Genomic DNA, 16,960 nt, shown 5'->3' with positions numbered 1-16,960 from the left:
TCGGCCGCCTAGGCTGCTTCACATGGCTGACGGACTGCTCGGCCCGGCGGAGATCCGGGAACTGGCCGCGCGCCTCGGCGTCGCGCCGACCAAGAAGCTCGGCCAGAACTTCCTGCACGACCCGAACACCATCCGGCGTATCGTGGCCGCCGCCGCCCTGCGCCCCGACGACGTGGCCCTCGAGGTCGGCCCCGGCCTCGGCTCGCTCACGCTGGGCCTGGCCGGCGCCGTCGCGCACGTGCACGCCGTCGAGATCGACCCGATCCTGGCCGCCGCCCTGCCCGGCACCGTCACCGCCGCGCACCTGACCGTGCACCCGGCCGACGCTCTCAAGATCACCGGGGACCGCTTCGACCCGGCGCCCACCATGCTGGTCGCGAACCTGCCGTACAACGTCGCCGTCCCCGTTGTCCTGCACCTGCTCGCCGAGCTGCCAACGCTGCGCGGCGGCCTCGTCATGGTGCAGAAAGAGGTCGCCGACCGGCTCATCGCCGGACCAGGATCCAAGGTGTACGGCGTTCCGTCCGTCAAACTGGCCTGGTACGCGGAGGCGAAATCGGCCGGCAAGGTCCCGCCCGCGGTGTTCTGGCCGGTGCCCAACGTGGACTCCGGACTGGTCGCCTTCACCCGGCGCGAGCCGCCCACCGGCGCCGCCCGCGCCGAGGTGTTCGCGGTCGTCGACGCGGCCTTCGCCCAGCGGCGCAAGACCCTGCGCGCCGCCCTGGCCGGGTGGGCCGGCGGCGCCGCGGTGGCCGAGAGCATCCTCGTCCGGGCCGGGATCAGCCCGCAGGCCAGGGGCGAGTCGCTGACCGTGGAGCAGTTCGTGGCGATCGCCGCTGCGGCCACAACGTCGGAGGGCGGCGGTAAGCTCGGCCCGTCCGGCGCACAGCCCGAGGAGGTGGACTCATGACCGCGGAAACGATCGGTTATGGCCGTTGGTCGCCCGATCCGATCCGGCAGCGTCTGGCGACCCTCTCTCTTGAGGACGTCCTGAACCTGCCGGACGACACCCCCCGCATCGAGCTTCGCGACGGAACAACGATCGCGGTCCCCGCCCCGACGTTCGGCCATGACCACGCCTATGAGCTGGTGAACGGCCGGTATGAACTCGTGGCGGACTCGGATACGGAGCTGGTGTTGAGCGCGTCGTTCGACATCGCGCTGCCGATCCGGGACATCGCTCCGTGACCGAGGCGTGGGGCCCGGACGACGACGAGCCGCGCCCGCACAGCGGCCCGGTCCGGGTGCGCGTCCCGGCGAAGATCAACCTGCACCTCGGGGTCGGCCCGCTGCGCCCCGACGGCTATCACGAGTTGAACACCGTCTACCACGCGATCAGCCTCTTCGACGAGATCACCGCCCGGCACGGCGACACCCTGACCCTCACCATGGAAGGCGAGGGCGCCGGGGAACTCGCGCTCGACGAGACCAACCTGATCATCCGGGCCGCCCGGGCCCTCGCCGCCCGGGGGCGCGTCCCGGCGTACGCGCGATTGCATTTGAAGAAGACCATCCCGCTGGCCGGTGGTCTCGCCGGGGGCAGCGCCGACGCCGCCGCCACCCTCATCGCCTGCGACATGCTCTGGGGCCTCGGCATGTCCCGCGACGAGCTCGCCGAGGTCGGCGCGCAGCTCGGCTCCGACATCCCGTTCCTGCTGTACGGCGGCACCGCCCTGGGCACCGGCCACGGCGAGGCGGTCAGCCCCATCCTGGCCCGCCCGACCACCTGGCACTGGGTCGTCGCCGTCGCCGACGGCGGTCTCTCCACCCCCGCCGTCTACCGCGAGCTCGACACGCTGCGCGACAGCTCCCAGCCCCCGGCGCCGCTCGGCAGCCCCGACCGGCTGATGAGCGCCCTGCGCCAGCGCAACCCCGAGGTGCTCGCCGACGTCCTCGGCAACGACCTGCAGCCGGCCGCGCTCGCCCTGCGCCCCCAGCTCGCCGACGTGCTGAAAGCCGGCACCGAGGCGGGTGCCCTGACCGGCCTCGTCTCCGGCTCCGGCCCCACCTGTGTCTTCCTCGCCGCCAACGCCGCACACGCGCAGGAACTGGCCGCCGCGCTCAGCGCGGCCGGCGTCTGCCGCGGAGCGGTCACCGCCCGCGGACCACAGCCCGGGGCGCGAGTAATCTAGATCGGTGCCCGCGGGCCTCCGCCGGGCACCATCTGGACCACGCCGCAGCCCCGCGGTACCCCGCGAGACAGGATTTTCGTGGCCAACATCATCAACCTGGACCGGGTCAACAAAGGCTACGGCGCCGCCGGTCAACTGCTGACCGACGTGTCGCTCGGCCTGGACGACGACGCCCGCGTCGGCATCGTCGGCCTCAACGGCGCCGGCAAGTCCACCCTCCTGCGCATGCTCGCGAAGATCGAGGAACCGGACTCCGGACGGGTCACGCACCGCCGTGACCTGCGCGTCGCCAACCTCCCCCAAGCACTCAACCTGGCCGCCGACGCCACCGTGCGCGACGTCGTCCTCGGCACCGCCTGGCTCGCCGAGGGCATGGGCGCCGAACACGAGTGGGCCGGCGACGCCGGTGTCCGGCTCATCCTCGACGGCCTCGGCATGGGACACCTCGGCCTGGACACCCCGGTCGGCCCGATGTCCGGCGGCGAGCGCCGCCGCGTCGCCCTCGCCGCCCTCCTGGTCCGCGAGAGCGACCTGCTGATCCTCGACGAGCCCACCAACCACCTCGACGTGGCCGGCGTCGACTGGCTCGCCAAACACCTGCTCACCCGCAAGGGTGCCCTCGTCGTCGTCACCCACGACCGCTGGTTCCTCGACGCGGTCTGCACGATGACCTGGGAGGTCGTCGACGAGCAGGTCCACACGTACGAGGGCGGGTATGCCGCCTGGATCCTCGCCCGCGCCGAACGCCAGCGGGTCGCCGCCGCCGTCGAGGCCCGCCGGCAGAACCTGCTCCGCAAAGAGATCGCCTGGCTGCGCCGCGGCCCGCCGGCCCGCACCTCCAAGCCCAAGTTCCGGATCGACGCGGCCAACGAGCTGATCGCCGACGTCCCGCCGGTCCGCGACACCGTCAGCCTGCAGCGGCTGGCCACCACCCGGCTCGGCAAACAGGTCTACGACCTGGAGAACGTGACGCTCAACGCCGGGCCCAAGCCGATCTTCCGGGACCTGACGTTCCAGGTCGGCCCGGGCGACCGGATCGCCGTCCTCGGCGCCAACGGGGCCGGCAAGACCACCCTGCTGCGCCTGCTCGCCGGCGTCACCGAACCCGACGGCGGCCGCCTCGTCACCGGCTCCACCGTGCGCCCGGCGTTCCTCTCCCAGGAGCTCAAGGAGCTGCCCGGGCACCTGCGCCTGCTCGAAGCCGTCGAAGAGGTCGCCAAGCGCGTCCAGCTCGGCGACCGGGAACTTTCCGCCGGGCAGCTCGCCGAGGTGTTCGGCTTCACCGACAAGCGCATCTGGACCCCGGTCAGCGACCTCTCCGGTGGTGAACGACGCCGGCTGCAGATGCTGCGCCTGCTCGCCACCGAGCCCAACGTCCTGCTCCTCGACGAGCCCACCAACGACCTGGACACCGACACCCTGGCGTCCCTGGAAGACCTGCTCGACTCCTGGCCCGGCACCATGATCGTCGCCAGCCACGACCGTTACCTGGTCGAGCGGGTCACCGACAGGGCGTACGGGATGTTCGGCGACGGACGGCTCGTCCACCTGCCCGGCGGCATCGACGAGTACCTCGACCGGATCCACGGGAACGGGCCGGCGCCATCGGCCGTACCGGGGAAGGAAGGTGCCGCCACGGCGCCCGGCCTCTCCTCCGGTGAGCTCCGCCAGGCCAAGAAAGACATGGCCCGGATGGAACGCCAGATGGACAAGCTCACCGAGAAGGAAGCCAAGATCAACGAAAGCCTCGCCGAACACGGCAGCGACTACGACAAAATCGTAGAGCTGGAAGCCCAGCTCAAAGCCATCCGCCAGGAACGGGAAGAGGTCGAGATGGCCTGGCTGGAGCTGGCTGAGCAGGTGCCCGGAAACTGATCCGGGGGGTGTGCCTGCGCCGCTTGTCGCGGATACGCGAGAATCGGGACGACAACACCTGACCTTGGAGACGGACAGCATGGCGCATATTCCGGTCAACCACCCCCTTCGGCCGATGTACCGCCTGGCCGGTTTTGTCGCCGGTGCGTACCTGGTGGTCTTCGGCATCATCGGCTTCGGCATCACCGCCGGGGACAGCTTCACCGGCCACACCGGCGACCGCGTGCTCGGGCAGAGCAGCAACCTGCTCTGGTCGATCGTCGCCGTCGTCGTCGGCGCACTGGTGATCCTCGGCGCCGTCGTCGGCCGCAACGTCGACGTCGCCATCGACAAGTACCTCGGCTGGGGGCTCCTCGTCCTCGCCAGTTACTCGATGGCCACCATCCGGACCGACGCCAACTTCTTCGGCGCCAGCATGTCCACCGTCATCGTGACCTACCTCGTCGGCCTGCTGCTGATCACCATCAGCCTCTACAGCAAGGTCGCCGCACCCGAGAAAGCCGGCGCGCCGCGCCAGGTCCGGGAAGGCCGCACCGCCTGACCCCACGCTCACCGATGACCGTCGCGCTCCAGCCCGGGCGCGGCGGTCATCGTGCTTTCCGGGTGATCAGGCCCGGCTTCGCCTCCAGATTCGACAAGCCGTTCCACGCCAGGTTCACCAGATGCGCGGCCACCAGCTCCTTCTTGGGCTTCCGCGCCTCCCGCCACCACTGCCCCACCAGCGCCACCATCCCCACCAGCGCCTGCGAATACAGCTCCGCCAGCCGCGGATCCAGGCTGCGCCCCTTGAACTCCGCGCCCAGAATGTGCTCCACCTGGTGCGCCACATCGTTCATCACACTCGAAAACGTGCCCGCCGGCGCCAGCACCGGCGCCTGCCGAGCCGACAGCACCTGGAACCCGTGCGGCTCCTCCTCGATGTAATCCAGCAGCGCCAGCGCAGCCTGCTCCAGCAACTCCCGCGGATGACCCGCCGTCAACGCCGCCGTGATCCGATCCAGCAGTGCGCGGACCTCGCGGTCGACGACCACCGCGTACAGCCCCTCCTTGCCACCGAAGTGCTCGTAGACGACCGGCTTCGACACCTTCGCGCGGGCCGCGACCTCCTCGACGCTCGTGGCGTCGTAGCCGCGCTCGGCGAACAGCTGGCGGCCGATCCTGATCAACTGCTCGCGGCGCTGAGCGGCGGACATTCGGACCCGGGGCTTCTCCTCGGTCATTCGGCCATCCTGCCAGGGAGTTGTCGTGGGTACAGGGTTGGCACACTTCTGCTCTTACACACGTCGATTTTTTCGTCTTAACGTAGGGACATGGATATCAACGGTTGTTCCAGCAATGAGGAAGGTCGGGCTGCGGCGCGGAGGCTGCGGGTGGACCCGGGTCTGTCAAGGTCACAGCTGATGAGGAGGTTCGGCGTCGGCAACGGCACGCTGACCGAGTGGCTCAAGGGGATCGACCCGCCCGACTGGACGCGGCGGCCGCGGGCGAAGGACGACATGCGAGAGCTGGCGAGGGAGCTGCGGGCCGAAGGGCGGACGGTGCCGGAGATCGCCGAGGCGCTGGAGGTCTCGAAGTCCTCGGCCTATCTGTGGACTCGCGACATGCCGCTCGATGCCACGCCGGAGGAAGCGGCGGCGCGGCGGAGCCGGCACTCCAAGAAAGTCGCCGAGGCGCGTTGGGAGCCGCATCGACGGGCGCGGGACGAGGCGCGCGATCTCACGCTGGCCAGGGTGTCGGCCTGGGTCGGGGAGCTTTCCGACCGAGAGGTCATTCTTCTCGGCTCGGTTGCCTATTGGTGTGAAGGCGCCAAGGAGAAGCCCTGGAGGCCGCAGGCGCTGAATCTCCAATTCATCAACAGCGATCCGCAACTGATCCTGCTCTTCCTGCGCTATGTCGCGCTTCTGGGCGTCATACCGGATCAACTCAGGTATCGGCTGAGCATCCACGAGTCGGCCGACGTGGCCGGGGCGACAGCGTGGTGGGCGGATGTCGTCGGCATCGCGGTCGAGGACTTCCAACGCGCGACACTCAAGAAACACAACCCGGCCACGGTCCGGAAGAACGTGGGGCAGTCCTACCGCGGTTGTCTGACCGTCAGTGTCTGTAGGTCGGCTCGTCTTTACTGGGAGGCGGAGGGAGTCATGGAGGGCATCGCGCTGAGCGAAGATCAGGCGAGGCCCGCTATCATGTGTCCGGTGGACATGACCTAAGGGAAATGTCCGAAATGGGTCCCGGATCGTCTAATGGCAGGACCGCGGCTTTTGGTGCCGTTTGTGGGGGTTCGAATCCTCCTCCGGGAGCTTTTGCGTCTGCGGCCGGGCCGACGCTGGGCTGCATCGTCCATCGATATCGCCTATTGCGAACTTGGAGTTCCGCGTGAGCCAGGCCCCCAGCCGTACCGTTGTCGTCCTTGCCGCCGGTGAGGGCAAGCGGATGAAGTCCGCCACGCCCAAGGTGCTGCAGCCGTTGCTCGGGCGCACCCTGCTTGGCCACGTCCTGCACGTCGCCTCGGAGATTCGCGCCGATCGCACGCTCGTGGTCGTCGGGAACAAGGCCGACCAGGTCGGCGCGTTCGTGGCGGAGGTGGCGCCGGGCGCGTCGTCGGTGTTGCAGGAGCAGCAGAACGGTACGGGGCACGCGGTCCGCATCGCGCTGGATGCCGCGCCGGAGCTGTCCGGGACCGTGGTGGTGCTCAGCGGTGATGTCCCGCTGCTGCGTCCGGAGACGGTGGAGGCGCTGCTGGCCGCGCACGAGCGTGCGGGTGCGGCGGCCACGGTGCTGAGCGCCGAGGTGGAGGCGCCGGGCGGTCTGGGCCGGGTGGTCCGGGACGCGAAGGGCAACCTGGAGCGGATCGTCGAGGCGAAGGACGCGTCGCCGGACGAGCTGGCGATCCGCGAGATCAACTCGGGGATCTACGCGTTCGACGCGGCGTTGCTGCGGGAGTCGCTGGGGAAGCTGTCGACCGACAACGCCCAGGGTGAGGAGTATTTGACCGACGTTTTCGCGATTCTGGCCGGTCAGGGTCATCCGGTGGCGATCGAGGTGGCCGAGTTCGCGTACGAGACGCTGGGCTGCAACGACCGGGCCGAGTTGTCGCGCCTGCGGGTGCTGATGCGCGATCGGGTGAACGACGCGTGGATGCGGTCGGGTGTCCTGTTGCTGGATCCGGCGACGACGTGGATCGACGTGACGGCGACGCTGGAGGCGGACGCGGTGGTCGATCAGAACTGTCAGATCTCGGGCTCGTCGTCGGTGGCGTCGGGTGCGGTGGTGGGTCCGGATTCCACTCTGGTGGACACGTCGGTGGCGGCCGGGGCGACGGTGTTGCGGTCGCATGCGGTGGGTGCGGTGATCGGCCCGGACGCGACGGTCGGCCCGTTCTCGTATCTGCGGCCGGGGACGAAGCTGGCTCGCAAGTCGAAGGTCGGCGGTTTCGTGGAGACCAAGAACGCCGAGCTGGGTGAGGGCGCGAAAGTGCCGCATCTGACGTATGTGGGGGATGCGGAGATCGGTGCGAAGGCGAACATCGGCGCCGGCACGATCTTCGCGAACTACGACGGGGTGCGGAAGTCGCGGACGGTGGTCGGCGAGGCGGCGTTCGTGGGTTCGGACTCGGTGTTGATCGCGCCGGTGGAGATCGGGCCGGGTGCTTACGTGGCGGCGGGTTCCGCGGTGGTGAAGGATGTGCCTGCGGGCAATCTCGGGGTGACCCGGGCGCAGCAGCGCAACATCGAGGGCTGGGTGGCGATGAAGCGCCCGGGCACGGTGTCGGCGGAGGCTGCGGAGCGGGCCCGGGATATCACCCCTGAGCAGGAGTGATCCAGCGGGGGTGAGGCATCCCACGTGGTGCCCTGGAAACGTGGCGGTTACGTGGCCGCAAGGGATACTTCACGAGAACCCACCCCCTATTTCACGGGAGCAGCGAGCCGATGGGCAGCATCGTCGCGGAGAACCGTAAGAGTTTGATGCTCTTTTCCGGCCAAGGCTTCCCGGAGCTGGCCGACGAGATCGGTCAGGTGCTCGGCGTGGCGCCGACGCCGTCGGATTCCTACGAGTTCGCCAACGGCGAGCTTTTCGTCCGGTTCAAGGAGTCGGTGCGCGGCTCGGATGCCTTCGTGGTGCAGTCGGTCACGGAGGGGGTGAACCGGTGGGTCATGGAGACGCTGATCATGATCGACGCGTTGAAGCGTGGGTCGGCGAAGCGGATCACCGTTGTCCTGCCGTTCTACCCGTATTCGCGGCAGGACAAGAAGCACCGTGGTCGTGAGCCGATCTCGGCCCGTCTGGTGGCGGACCTGTTGAAGACCGCGGGGGCGAACCGGATTCTCACGGTCGACCTGCACACGGCGCAGATCCAGGGCTTCTTCGACGGCCCGGTGGATCACCTGTTCGCGATGGACATCCTCGCGGAGTATGTGGAGAAGAAGTTCGCCGGCCGTCCGATGACGGTGGTCGCGCCGGATTCGGGCCGGGTGCGGGTGGCGGAGCGGTGGACGGACCGGCTGGGCGGTTGCCCGCTGGCGTTCATCCACAAGACGCGTGACCCGATGAAGCCGAACCAGGTGGTGGCGAACCGGGTGGTCGGTGAGGTCGAGGGCCGGGTGTGCCTGATCGTGGACGACATGATCGACACCGGTGGGACGATCGCGAAGGCGGCCGACATCCTGTTCGACGAGGGCGCGGCCGACGTGATCGTGGCGTCGACGCACGCGTTGTTGTCGGATCCGGCGACCGAGCGGTTGAAGAACAGCCGGATCTCCGAGGTGGTGGTGACGAACACGTTGCCGCTGACGCCGGAGAAGCAGCTCGACAAGATCACGGTGTTGTCGATCGCACCGCTGCTGGCGCGTGCGATCCGTGAGGTGTTCGACGACGGTTCGGTGACCACGCTGTTCGGTGGCTTGAGCTGATTCACGAGGGGTGAGAGCGCCCGTCCGCCGGTGTTGCCGGTGGCGGGCGCTCTCCGTGTTTTGGGGTGAATTTTTTCCGGGTACGCCGTGGGTGTGCCGACCCGCTGATTTCTGCGGGTTCGGAGCAGGTAAGCTAGTGCGGTTGCCACGGCGAGGGTGCCCCGCGGTCTGCTGAGGTTCGCAGTCCGCTCGAGGCTCCGTGATCGACGCGGTGCTCCGGGCCTGTGCCCAGCGCGCCCCCTTGCCCGGCAGCGCCGGCGACGGCCACACGCCGTCGTTGATCAGCACTGAAGCACTGCTGGAATACCGCAGCCGCAGACTTAGACGCAGCCCGCATCGAAGAGTTTCAGGAGTTTCCCCGTGTCCGAGGTAAAGATCAGCGCCGAGCCCCGCACCGAGTTCGGCAAGGGTGGTGCCCGCCGCACGCGCCGGGCCGGCCTGGTGCCCGCCGTGCTGTACGGGCACGGCGAGGCGCCGCAGCACATCGCCCTTCCGGCCCGTGAGTTCGCCGCTGCCATCCGGCACGGCGGTCTGAACCAGATTTTCACGATCGACATCGCCGGCAACTCGGCCGCCACCCTGGCGCTGCCGAAGGCGATCCAGCGTGACCCGATCAAGGACTCGTACGAGCACGTCGACCTTCTGATCGTGAAGAAGGGTGAGAAGGTCCAGGTTGACGTCCCGGTGACGCTGACCGGCGAGGCCGCGAAGAACACCCTGATCACCCACGAGTCGAACACGGTGGCCGTGATCGCGGACGCGCTGAACCTGCCGTCCGAGCTCGAGGCGTCGGTGGACGGCAAGGACGCCGGTTCGACCGTGACCGCCGCTGACGTGAAGCTCCCGGCGGGTGTCGAGCTCGCGGTGGAGGGTGACACCGTGCTGGCGTTCATCAACGCGGCGCAGAGCACCACCACCGCCGCTGAGGACGAGGCCGCTGCGGGCGAGTCCGCCGAGGCTGCGGCGGAGTAATTTCGGCGCTCGCGCGCGTCGCGGGTCCGCGGTAAGCCAGTTCATCAGGGAAAGTGCCGACCGGCACTTTCCCTGATGTGTATCCGGGGAGGCGGAGAGGGTGACGGACGAGGCGCCGTGGCTGGTGGTCGGCTTGGGCAATCCGGGCCGGGAGTATGCGGCGAACCGCCACAACGTGGGGTTCATGGTGGCTGATCTGCTGGCGTCGCGGGTCGGGGCGAAGATGGGCCGGGCGAAGCGCGCGCAGGCGGAGATGGCCGAGGGCCGGCTGGGGTTCGGCGGTCCGAAGCTGGTGCTGGTGAAGCCGCTGACGTTCATGAACCTGTCGGGGGCGCCGGTGGTGTCGCTGGCTCAGTTCTTCAAAGTGCCCGTGGCGCATGTGATCGCGGTGCATGATGAGCTTGATGTGCCGTTCGGGCAGGTCCGGGCGAAGTTCGGCGGCGGCGAGGGTGGCCACAACGGGCTGCGTTCGATGTCGAAGTCGCTGGCCAGTAAGGACTATGCGCGGGTGCGCTTCGGCATCGGGCGGCCTCCGGGACGGCAGGAGCCGGCGGATTTCGTGCTCTCCGACTTCTCCTCGGCGGAGCGCAAAGAGCTGGACTTCCTGGTGGACCGGGCGGCTGACGTGGTGGAAGCGGTCGTGCTCGAGGGTGTCGAGTGGGCGCAGAACAAATACCACGGAAGTTGATGGGCCGGGCCGGAATCGATTGACCGTTTGGGTCGATTTGTCCGGCTGGTCATGCCGTGACGGCTCCGCCGTCCGTCCGTTGGTCACCACAGGCGCACGACATCGGTGTGCCGCCGACGTGACGGGGGGATCGCAGGATGTCTCAGGACGTGTCCGAGGGGCGGGCGGACGCGTTGACCGAGCCCACGGTGAGCCTGCCGGTGGTGCAGCACCCCGCGGGGCCCGCTGAGTCGTCCATCGACCCGGGGCCGTCCGTCAATCAGGGGCCGCAGCATCCTCCGCTGCGGTACGTGTCCGCCCGCAACATGCGAATCCCGGTTCCGGTCGCCCCGCTGAGCCCACCGCCGGGTGCCGAGCGCCGCAACGGTGCGCCCCGCGCGGGGCTGGGTGCCGCTGATCCGGCGCACAACCGGGCGGTGGAGCGGCACTGGTCGTCGCAGCGCAACCGGTCGGCGGCGGCCCGCCCGTTCACCCGGCCGCGGGGGCGGCACGCCGCGATGTCACGGCGGCAGCGGTGGGAGGGGCGCTATGTGCGCACCCTGGTTCTCGCTGATCTGGGCGCGGGGATCGTGGCCGGGGCGGCCGGGTTCGGGCTGCGGTTCGGGGACGACGTCACGGCGTACAACCGCACTTATCTTTGGATCTCGGCGTTGCTGCCGGTGGTGCTGCTCGCGGTGCTGGCGGTGTCGAGGGCCTACGAGCGGCGGTACCTCTTCGTCGGCACCGATGAGTATCAGCGGGTGATCCGCGGCGGGGGCGGTCTGGTCGCCGGGATGGCCCTGGTGTCGTACGCGCTGGAACTTGATCTCGCAAGGTCCTATGTGCTGGCCGCCTTGCCGGCCGCGGTGATCTCCGTACTGGTCCTGCGGTTCGTGCTGCGCAAGCGGCTGCACTGGGCGCGGGCCCGGGGCGAGGCGCTGCGCCGGGTGATCGTTGTCGGCCACGAGCTGTCGGTCATCGGGATCACCCACCAGTTGCGCCGCGAGCGGTACCACGGGCTGGAGGTGGTCGGCGCGTGCCTGCCGCCGGAGGCCGACGGCATCGAGGTGGATCTGCCCGTCTACGGCACGTTCGACGACGTGGCGTCCGCGGTGGAACTGGCCGACGCGGACACCGTGGTGGTCCTCAGCTGTCCCGAGCTGGACGGCGCGGCGGTCCGCCGGCTGGCCTGGCGCCTGGAGCGCGACGAGGTGGACCTCGTGGTGGCCAGTGCGCTGGTCGACGTCGCCGGGGCGCGCACCACGATCCGGCCGTTCGACGGGCTGCCCATGCTGCACGTCGAGCATCCCCGGCTGCACGGCGGATCGCGCCTGGTCAAGGAGTTGGTCGATCGTGTGGGGGCGCTGCTGCTGCTGATTCTGTTCGCACCGGTGCTGCTGACCGTGGCGCTCTGCGTGCGACTGACGTCACGCGGGCCGGTACTCTTCCGACAGGTGCGTGTGGGACGGGACGGGCAGAAGTTCCGGATTTTCAAGTTCCGCAGCATGTATGTGGACGCCGAGGCGCGGCTGGCCGAGCTGAGGCATCTCAACGAGCACGACGGTGTGCTCTTCAAGATCCGTGACGACCCTCGGGTCACCCCGGTCGGTCAGTGGTTGCGCCGGTTCTCGCTCGACGAGCTCCCGCAACTGCTGAACGTGTTCTGCGGGCAGATGTCGCTGGTCGGGCCGCGTCCCCCGCTGCCGACCGAGGTCGCCGCCTACGCGGACGACGTGCGGCGCCGCCTGGCGGTGAAACCCGGGATGACCGGTCTTTGGCAGGTGTCCGGGCGGTCGGACCTCTCCTGGGAGGAAGCGGTCCGGCTCGACCTGCGCTACGTCGAGAACTGGTCGCTCAGTTTGGATCTGGTGATCCTGTTGAGGACGATGACTGCAGTGGTGCGCTCGTCGGGAGCGTATTGACTCGGGTGAGGAGCGACACGATGGGCGAGCAGACGAAGACGTCCGCACGCGTGGCCGGGCAGCGGGACGGCGCCGAGAGCGGCACCCCACCGGTGATCGACGCCGCGTTCGCCCGCTGGCTCGCCGACCGGGCCGGGCAGGAGCTGCTGCGGGTCCGCGCCGAGGTGGGCTTCGCCGACGGCAAGGCGCTCAAGGCGGCCGGCGACAAGGCCGCGCACGACCTGCTCCGCGCGGAGCTGGCCCGGTGGCGCCCGGCCGACGCGGTGCTGTCCGAGGAGGACGAGCACGCCCGGGTGGCCTGGCGCGAGGGCGAGCCGGACACGGTCCGTCCCGACCGGCTGACCGCGTCCCGGGTGTGGATCGTCGACCCGCTCGACGGCACCCGCGAGTTCTCCGAGGAGGGTCGTGCCGACTGGGCCGTGCACGTCGCGCTCTGGACCGCCGACTCGTCGAACCCGGCGTGCCTGGCCGCCGGCGCGGTGGCGATGCCGGCGCAGCACCGCACGATCGCGACCGACCACGCGCCGGCGTACCCGCCGATGCCCCTCGAAGCGGCGACCGGCGGTGTGATCCGGATCGCGGCCAGCCGCACCCGGCCGCCGGCGTTCGTCACCGCGCTCGCCGAGGAGCTGGGCGCCGAGCTGGTGCCGATGGGCTCGGCCGGGGTGAAGATCGCCGCGGTGATCAACGGCGAGGCCGACGCCTACGTCCACGCCGGCGGGCAGTACGAGTGGGACTCGGCCGCCCCGGTCGCTGTGGCGTTGGCCACGGGGCTGCACGCCTCCCGCGTCGACGGCACTCCGCTGAGCTACAACCGGGCCGATCCGAAGCTTCCTGACCTGGTTGTTTGTCGGAAAGATCTCGCTCCTCGGTTGCTTGCTGCGATCAGCAGGCATCTTCCGCCAGAATGACGATCCGGCTACGGCCGTGGAAAATCGCAGAATGAGCTGGGGTTTGAACTTATGAGCCAGACGAAGGACTATCGCGTCTCGCATCTGGATGCGCTCGAAGCCGAGAGCATCTTCGTCATGCGGGAGGTCATGGCCGAGTTCGAGCGCCCGGTGCTGCTCTTCTCCGGCGGCAAGGACTCGATCGTCATGCTCCGCCTCGCGGAGAAGGCGTTCGCGCCCGGGCGCATCCCGTTCCCGGTGATGCACGTCGACACCGGCCACAACTTCGCCGAGGTCCTGGAATATCGGGACCGTCGCGTCGCCACCCTCGGGCTGAACCTGGTCGTCGCCAGCGTGCAGGAGGCGATCGACACCGGCCTGGTCCGTGAGCTGCCCGACGGCACCCGCAACCGGATCCAGACCCCGGTGCTGCTCGCCGCGGTGGAGAAGTACCGGTTCGACGCCCTCTTCGGCGGCGCCCGCCGCGACGAGGAGAAGGCCCGCGCCAAGGAGCGGATGTTCAGCTTCCGCGACGAGTTCGGCCAGTGGGACCCGAAGAACCAGCGCCCCGAGCTGTGGGCGCTCTACAACGGCAAGCACCACCCGGGCGAGTCGATCCGGGTGTTCCCGCTCTCCAACTGGACCGAGCTGGACGTCTGGCACTACATCGCCAAGGAGAAGATCGAGCTCCCGAGCATCTACTACGCGCACGACCGTGAGGTCGTCGAGCGCAACGGGATGTTCTACGCGGTCAACGAGTTCATCCAGCTGCGCGACGGCGAGACCTCCGAGGTCCGTCGCGTGCGGTACCGGACGGTCGGCGACGCCTCGCAGACCGCGGCGGTGCTCTCCGAGGCCGACACGGTGGAGAAGGTGATCGACGAGGTCGCCGCGACCCGGATCACCGAGCGAGGCGCGACCCGCGGTGACGACAAGGTCAGCGAGGCCGCGATGGAAGACCGCAAGCGAGAGGGCTACTTCTGATGAGCCAGGCCGTTCTGGAGCCGGGTGCCACGCGCAACATGGACCTGCTGCGGTTCGCCACCGCCGGCAGCGTGGACGACGGCAAGTCGACCCTCATCGGGCGCCTGCTGTACGACACCAAGACCATCTTCGAGGACCAGCTCGAGGCGGTCGAGGTCGCCAGCGCCTCCCGCGGCGACGAGTACACGAACCTGGCGCTGCTCACCGACGGCCTGCGCGCCGAGCGCGAGCAGGGCATCACGATCGACGTGGCGTACCGGTACTTCGCCACCCCGAAGCGCAAGTTCATCATCGCCGACACTCCCGGGCACATTCAGTACACCCGGAACATGGTCACCGGCGCCTCCACCGCCGACCTGGCGCTGATCCTGGTCGACGCGCGCAAGGGCCTGGTCGAGCAGTCGCGCCGGCACGCGTTCCTGACCAGCCTGCTGCGCGTGCCGCACCTGGTGCTCTGCATCAACAAGATGGACCTGGTCGACTGGGACAAGGAGGTGTACGACAAGATCGCCGACGAGTTCACCTCGTTCGCGGCCAAGCTCGACGCCCCCGACCTGACGATCATTCCGATCTCCGCGCTCAACGGCGACAACATCGCCTCCCGCTCGGACAAGTCCCCGTGGTACGAGGGGCCGTCCCTGCTGCACCACCTGGAGCACGTGCACATCGCGTCCGACCGCAACCTGGTCGACGTCCGCTTCCCGGTGCAGTTCGTGATCCGCCCCCAGTCGACCACGGTCACCGACTACCGGGGTTACGCCGGCCAGGTCGCCTCGGGCGTGCTCAAGCCCGGCGACGAGGTGATGGTTCTGCCGTCCGGCCTGCACAGCACGATCGCCTCGATCGACACCGCCGACGGCCCGGTCGACCAGGCGTTCCCGCCGATGTCGGTGACGGTCCGGCTCAACGACGAGATCGACATCTCGCGCGGTGACATGATCTGCCGTCCGCACAACGCGCCGGCCGTCGCGCAGGACATCGAGGCGATGGTCTGCTGGATGGACGAGAGCGCCCCGCTGCGCGTCGGCGGAAAGTACACGATCAAGCACACCACCCGCACCGCGCGGACGGTCGTGCGCGGCCTGCAGTACCGGCTGGACGTGAACACACTGCACCGCGACGAGGCGGCCCAGGGCCTGGGGCTCAACGAGATCGGCCGGGTCAAGCTGCGCACCACGGTGCCGCTGCTCGCCGACGAGTACCGGCGCAACCGCACCACCGGTGGCTTCATCCTGATCGACGAGGCGACCAACCGTACCGTCGCCGCCGGAATGATCATCGAAGCGAGCTGAGTCCCGGCCCGCGGATCACGCCGAGCGCCGCGTGATCACGGGCCAGAACCTGTCTCAGGCGGCGGTCCGGCGCTCCCGGACCGTCGCCCACACCATCTTGCCCGCCGCGGTCGGCATCGCGCCCCACAGCTCGGCGATCTCGTGCACGGTCTGCAGCCCGCGCCCCCGCTCGTCCAGCGGACGCCCCGGCCTCGGCCGCGCCGGGCGGATCAGCCGCGGCATCACCGGCGAACCGTCGGCCACCGACAGGTGCAGCCCGGGGCCGCGCCGGGTGACGACCACCCGGATCGGCGTGCCGGCGTGCTCCACCGCGTTAGTGACCAGCTCCGACATCACCAGCCGGCTCGGGTGCAGCAGCCGGGCCAGGCCCCACGCCAGGCACGCGTCGCTGACCAGGTTGCGCGCGGCGCTCGGCGCGTCCGGATCCGGCGGCAGCGTCACCACCAGCCGCTCCGAGCCCGGGATCCGGCCGGCGACAGCCACCCGAGCCTGGCGCACCTTCGCATAGACCGGCAGGAACCGGCCCACGCTCAATCCCTGCATCCGGTCGGCGAGCGGCAGATCCGGCGGCACGCACAACGCCAGTGGCACCGGCGGCCGCAGGGCAGCCGCGACCGTGCGTGCGGTCGTCCACGTCGGCACGCTCTCGCTGCGCGGGTCGAGCAGCCGGCTCAGGTCGACGATCAGCGCGTCCGGATGCTCGGAGAAGCATCGGCGCAACGTGACCGACGCACTGCGCCGGAGTCGATCGTCCCAGGGGCCGCGGACCGTGAGCAGCGAGACAGCCGCGTCGGCGGCGATGTCGACGCGGAGGGAGACACCGGGCTCGGTGTCGTCGTGAAGAAACGGCGGGCTGACCCCCATGCCGCCACCATAGCCGCGGGCCGGGCCTGCGGTCGCCGGGCTCGCTCCTGCGGGTGATCGGGCGAAAGGCCAGGTAGGGGGCGCCCGAACGGCTCAGCCACCCGGACGATCAGCGCCGCCGGCGTAGCCCCGGACCGATCAGTGCCGCCGGCGTGGCCCGGACCGGTCAGTGCCGCCCGGCGCGGCCCGGACCGGTCAGTGCCGCCCGGCGGGGTCGGCACCGGTCAGTGCCGCTCCTGGTCGGTGAGTTCGTCGATCGCCTCGGTGATCGCGCCGGTGAGGTCGTCCGACGGGACCGCGATCCGCTCGCCCTCACCCTCGGTCAGGTGCGGCGCGGCTTCCGGCTCGGGCAGGCTCGGGTCGCCGGCGAAACCGTACTCGTTGGGCTCGTTCTCTTCGCGCTCAGTCGTCATGACCGAGGCAATACCCGATCAAAAGCAAGATCAAAATCT

At 69.6% G+C, this 16,960-nt stretch carries 17 protein-coding genes and 1 tRNA gene; 15 read left to right on the top strand and 3 right to left on the bottom strand.

Annotated elements, in window-relative coordinates; translation table 11 throughout:
• Nucleotides 1-22: 22 nt before the first annotated feature.
• The 5 genes from rsmA to ACH442_RS18140 all read left to right on the top strand — a co-directional run bounded on the left by rsmA (nucleotide 23) and on the right by ACH442_RS18140 (nucleotide 4,548).
• Nucleotides 23-910, top strand: a complete 888-nt coding sequence (gene rsmA, locus ACH442_RS18160) for a 16S rRNA (adenine(1518)-N(6)/adenine(1519)-N(6))-dimethyltransferase RsmA (RefSeq protein ID WP_396339179.1) — start codon at nucleotides 23-25, stop codon at nucleotides 908-910.
• Nucleotides 907-1,188, top strand: a complete 282-nt coding sequence (locus ACH442_RS18155; protein WP_396339178.1) for a hypothetical protein — start codon at nucleotides 907-909, stop codon at nucleotides 1,186-1,188. Before rsmA ends, ACH442_RS18155 begins: the two co-directional genes overlap by 4 nt.
• Complete coding sequence (locus tag ACH442_RS18150; RefSeq protein ID WP_396339177.1) at nucleotides 1,185-2,132, top strand: 4-(cytidine 5'-diphospho)-2-C-methyl-D-erythritol kinase; 948 nt, start codon at nucleotides 1,185-1,187, stop codon at nucleotides 2,130-2,132. The genes ACH442_RS18155 and ACH442_RS18150 overlap by 4 nt, the downstream gene beginning before the upstream one ends.
• 78 nt (nucleotides 2,133-2,210) lie before the next feature.
• A complete protein-coding gene (locus ACH442_RS18145; RefSeq protein ID WP_396339176.1) occupies nucleotides 2,211-4,007 on the top strand; it encodes an ABC-F family ATP-binding cassette domain-containing protein in 1,797 nt (598 codons plus the stop codon).
• Nucleotides 4,008-4,086: 79 nt separating this feature from the next.
• Entirely contained in the window at nucleotides 4,087-4,548 is a 462-nt protein-coding gene (locus tag ACH442_RS18140; protein WP_396339175.1) for a DUF4383 domain-containing protein, read from the top strand.
• Nucleotides 4,549-4,594: 46 nt separating this feature from the next.
• Here ACH442_RS18140 and ACH442_RS18135 read toward each other — a convergent pair whose 3' ends face one another.
• Entirely contained in the window at nucleotides 4,595-5,227 is a 633-nt protein-coding gene (locus ACH442_RS18135) for a TetR family transcriptional regulator (protein ID WP_396339174.1), read from the bottom strand.
• Nucleotides 5,228-5,317: 90 nt separating this feature from the next.
• Here ACH442_RS18135 and ACH442_RS18130 point away from each other — a divergent pair, with 90 nt between their 5' ends.
• From ACH442_RS18130 to cysN, 10 genes are all read left to right on the top strand, one after another.
• Nucleotides 5,318-6,217 carry a resolvase gene (locus tag ACH442_RS18130; RefSeq protein ID WP_396339173.1) on the top strand — a complete coding sequence of 300 codons (900 nt, stop codon included), beginning with the start codon at nucleotides 5,318-5,320 and terminating at the stop codon, nucleotides 6,215-6,217.
• A 19-nt stretch (nucleotides 6,218-6,236) separates the two neighbouring features.
• Nucleotides 6,237-6,307 (top strand) — tRNA-Gln (locus ACH442_RS18125).
• A 76-nt stretch (nucleotides 6,308-6,383) separates the two neighbouring features.
• Nucleotides 6,384-7,826: a bifunctional UDP-N-acetylglucosamine diphosphorylase/glucosamine-1-phosphate N-acetyltransferase GlmU gene (gene glmU / locus ACH442_RS18120; RefSeq protein ID WP_396339172.1), complete on the top strand. Its 1,443-nt coding sequence runs from the start codon at nucleotides 6,384-6,386 to the stop codon at nucleotides 7,824-7,826.
• A gap of 110 nt (nucleotides 7,827-7,936) precedes the next feature.
• Nucleotides 7,937-8,917, top strand: coding sequence for a ribose-phosphate diphosphokinase (locus ACH442_RS18115; RefSeq protein WP_396339171.1), 981 nt, complete (start codon nucleotides 7,937-7,939; stop codon nucleotides 8,915-8,917).
• Between the two features lie 360 nt (nucleotides 8,918-9,277).
• Nucleotides 9,278-9,889 (top strand): 50S ribosomal protein L25/general stress protein Ctc, encoded by a 612-nt coding sequence (locus tag ACH442_RS18110; protein ID WP_396339170.1) that lies wholly within the window; start codon nucleotides 9,278-9,280, stop codon nucleotides 9,887-9,889.
• 100 nt (nucleotides 9,890-9,989) lie between these two features.
• Nucleotides 9,990-10,577 (top strand): aminoacyl-tRNA hydrolase, encoded by a 588-nt coding sequence (pth, locus tag ACH442_RS18105; protein WP_396339169.1) that lies wholly within the window; start codon nucleotides 9,990-9,992, stop codon nucleotides 10,575-10,577.
• Nucleotides 10,578-10,714: 137 nt separating this feature from the next.
• A complete protein-coding gene (locus tag ACH442_RS18100; protein ID WP_396339168.1) occupies nucleotides 10,715-12,478 on the top strand; it encodes a sugar transferase in 1,764 nt (587 codons plus the stop codon).
• A gap of 20 nt (nucleotides 12,479-12,498) precedes the next feature.
• The gene (locus ACH442_RS18095; RefSeq protein WP_396339166.1) at nucleotides 12,499-13,389 is read left to right on the top strand and encodes a 3'(2'),5'-bisphosphate nucleotidase CysQ; all 891 of its coding nucleotides are present in this window, start codon (nucleotides 12,499-12,501) and stop codon (nucleotides 13,387-13,389) included.
• Nucleotides 13,390-13,440: 51 nt separating this feature from the next.
• Entirely contained in the window at nucleotides 13,441-14,352 is a 912-nt protein-coding gene (gene cysD, locus ACH442_RS18090; RefSeq protein WP_396339165.1) for a sulfate adenylyltransferase subunit CysD, read from the top strand.
• The gene (gene cysN, locus ACH442_RS18085) at nucleotides 14,352-15,644 is read left to right on the top strand and encodes a sulfate adenylyltransferase subunit CysN (protein ID WP_396339164.1); all 1,293 of its coding nucleotides are present in this window, start codon (nucleotides 14,352-14,354) and stop codon (nucleotides 15,642-15,644) included. Before cysD ends, cysN begins: the two co-directional genes overlap by 1 nt.
• Before the next feature lie 54 nt (nucleotides 15,645-15,698).
• Here the strand turns inward: cysN and ACH442_RS18080 are convergent, their stop codons facing one another.
• Nucleotides 15,699-16,508: an ATP-binding protein gene (locus ACH442_RS18080; protein ID WP_396339163.1), complete on the bottom strand. Its 810-nt coding sequence runs from the start codon at nucleotides 16,506-16,508 to the stop codon at nucleotides 15,699-15,701.
• 224 nt (nucleotides 16,509-16,732) lie between these two features.
• Nucleotides 16,733-16,921 carry a hypothetical protein gene (locus ACH442_RS18075; protein WP_396339162.1) on the bottom strand — a complete coding sequence of 63 codons (189 nt, stop codon included), beginning with the start codon at nucleotides 16,919-16,921 and terminating at the stop codon, nucleotides 16,733-16,735.
• Nucleotides 16,922-16,960: the final 39 nt, after the last annotated feature.

The organism is Actinoplanes sp. NPDC020271 (assembly GCF_044388125.1).
Lineage (GTDB): Bacteria > Actinomycetota > Actinomycetes > Mycobacteriales > Micromonosporaceae > Actinoplanes.
Note: the sequence above shows the minus strand (reverse complement) of the source record. Positions and strands in the feature narration are given on the sequence as shown.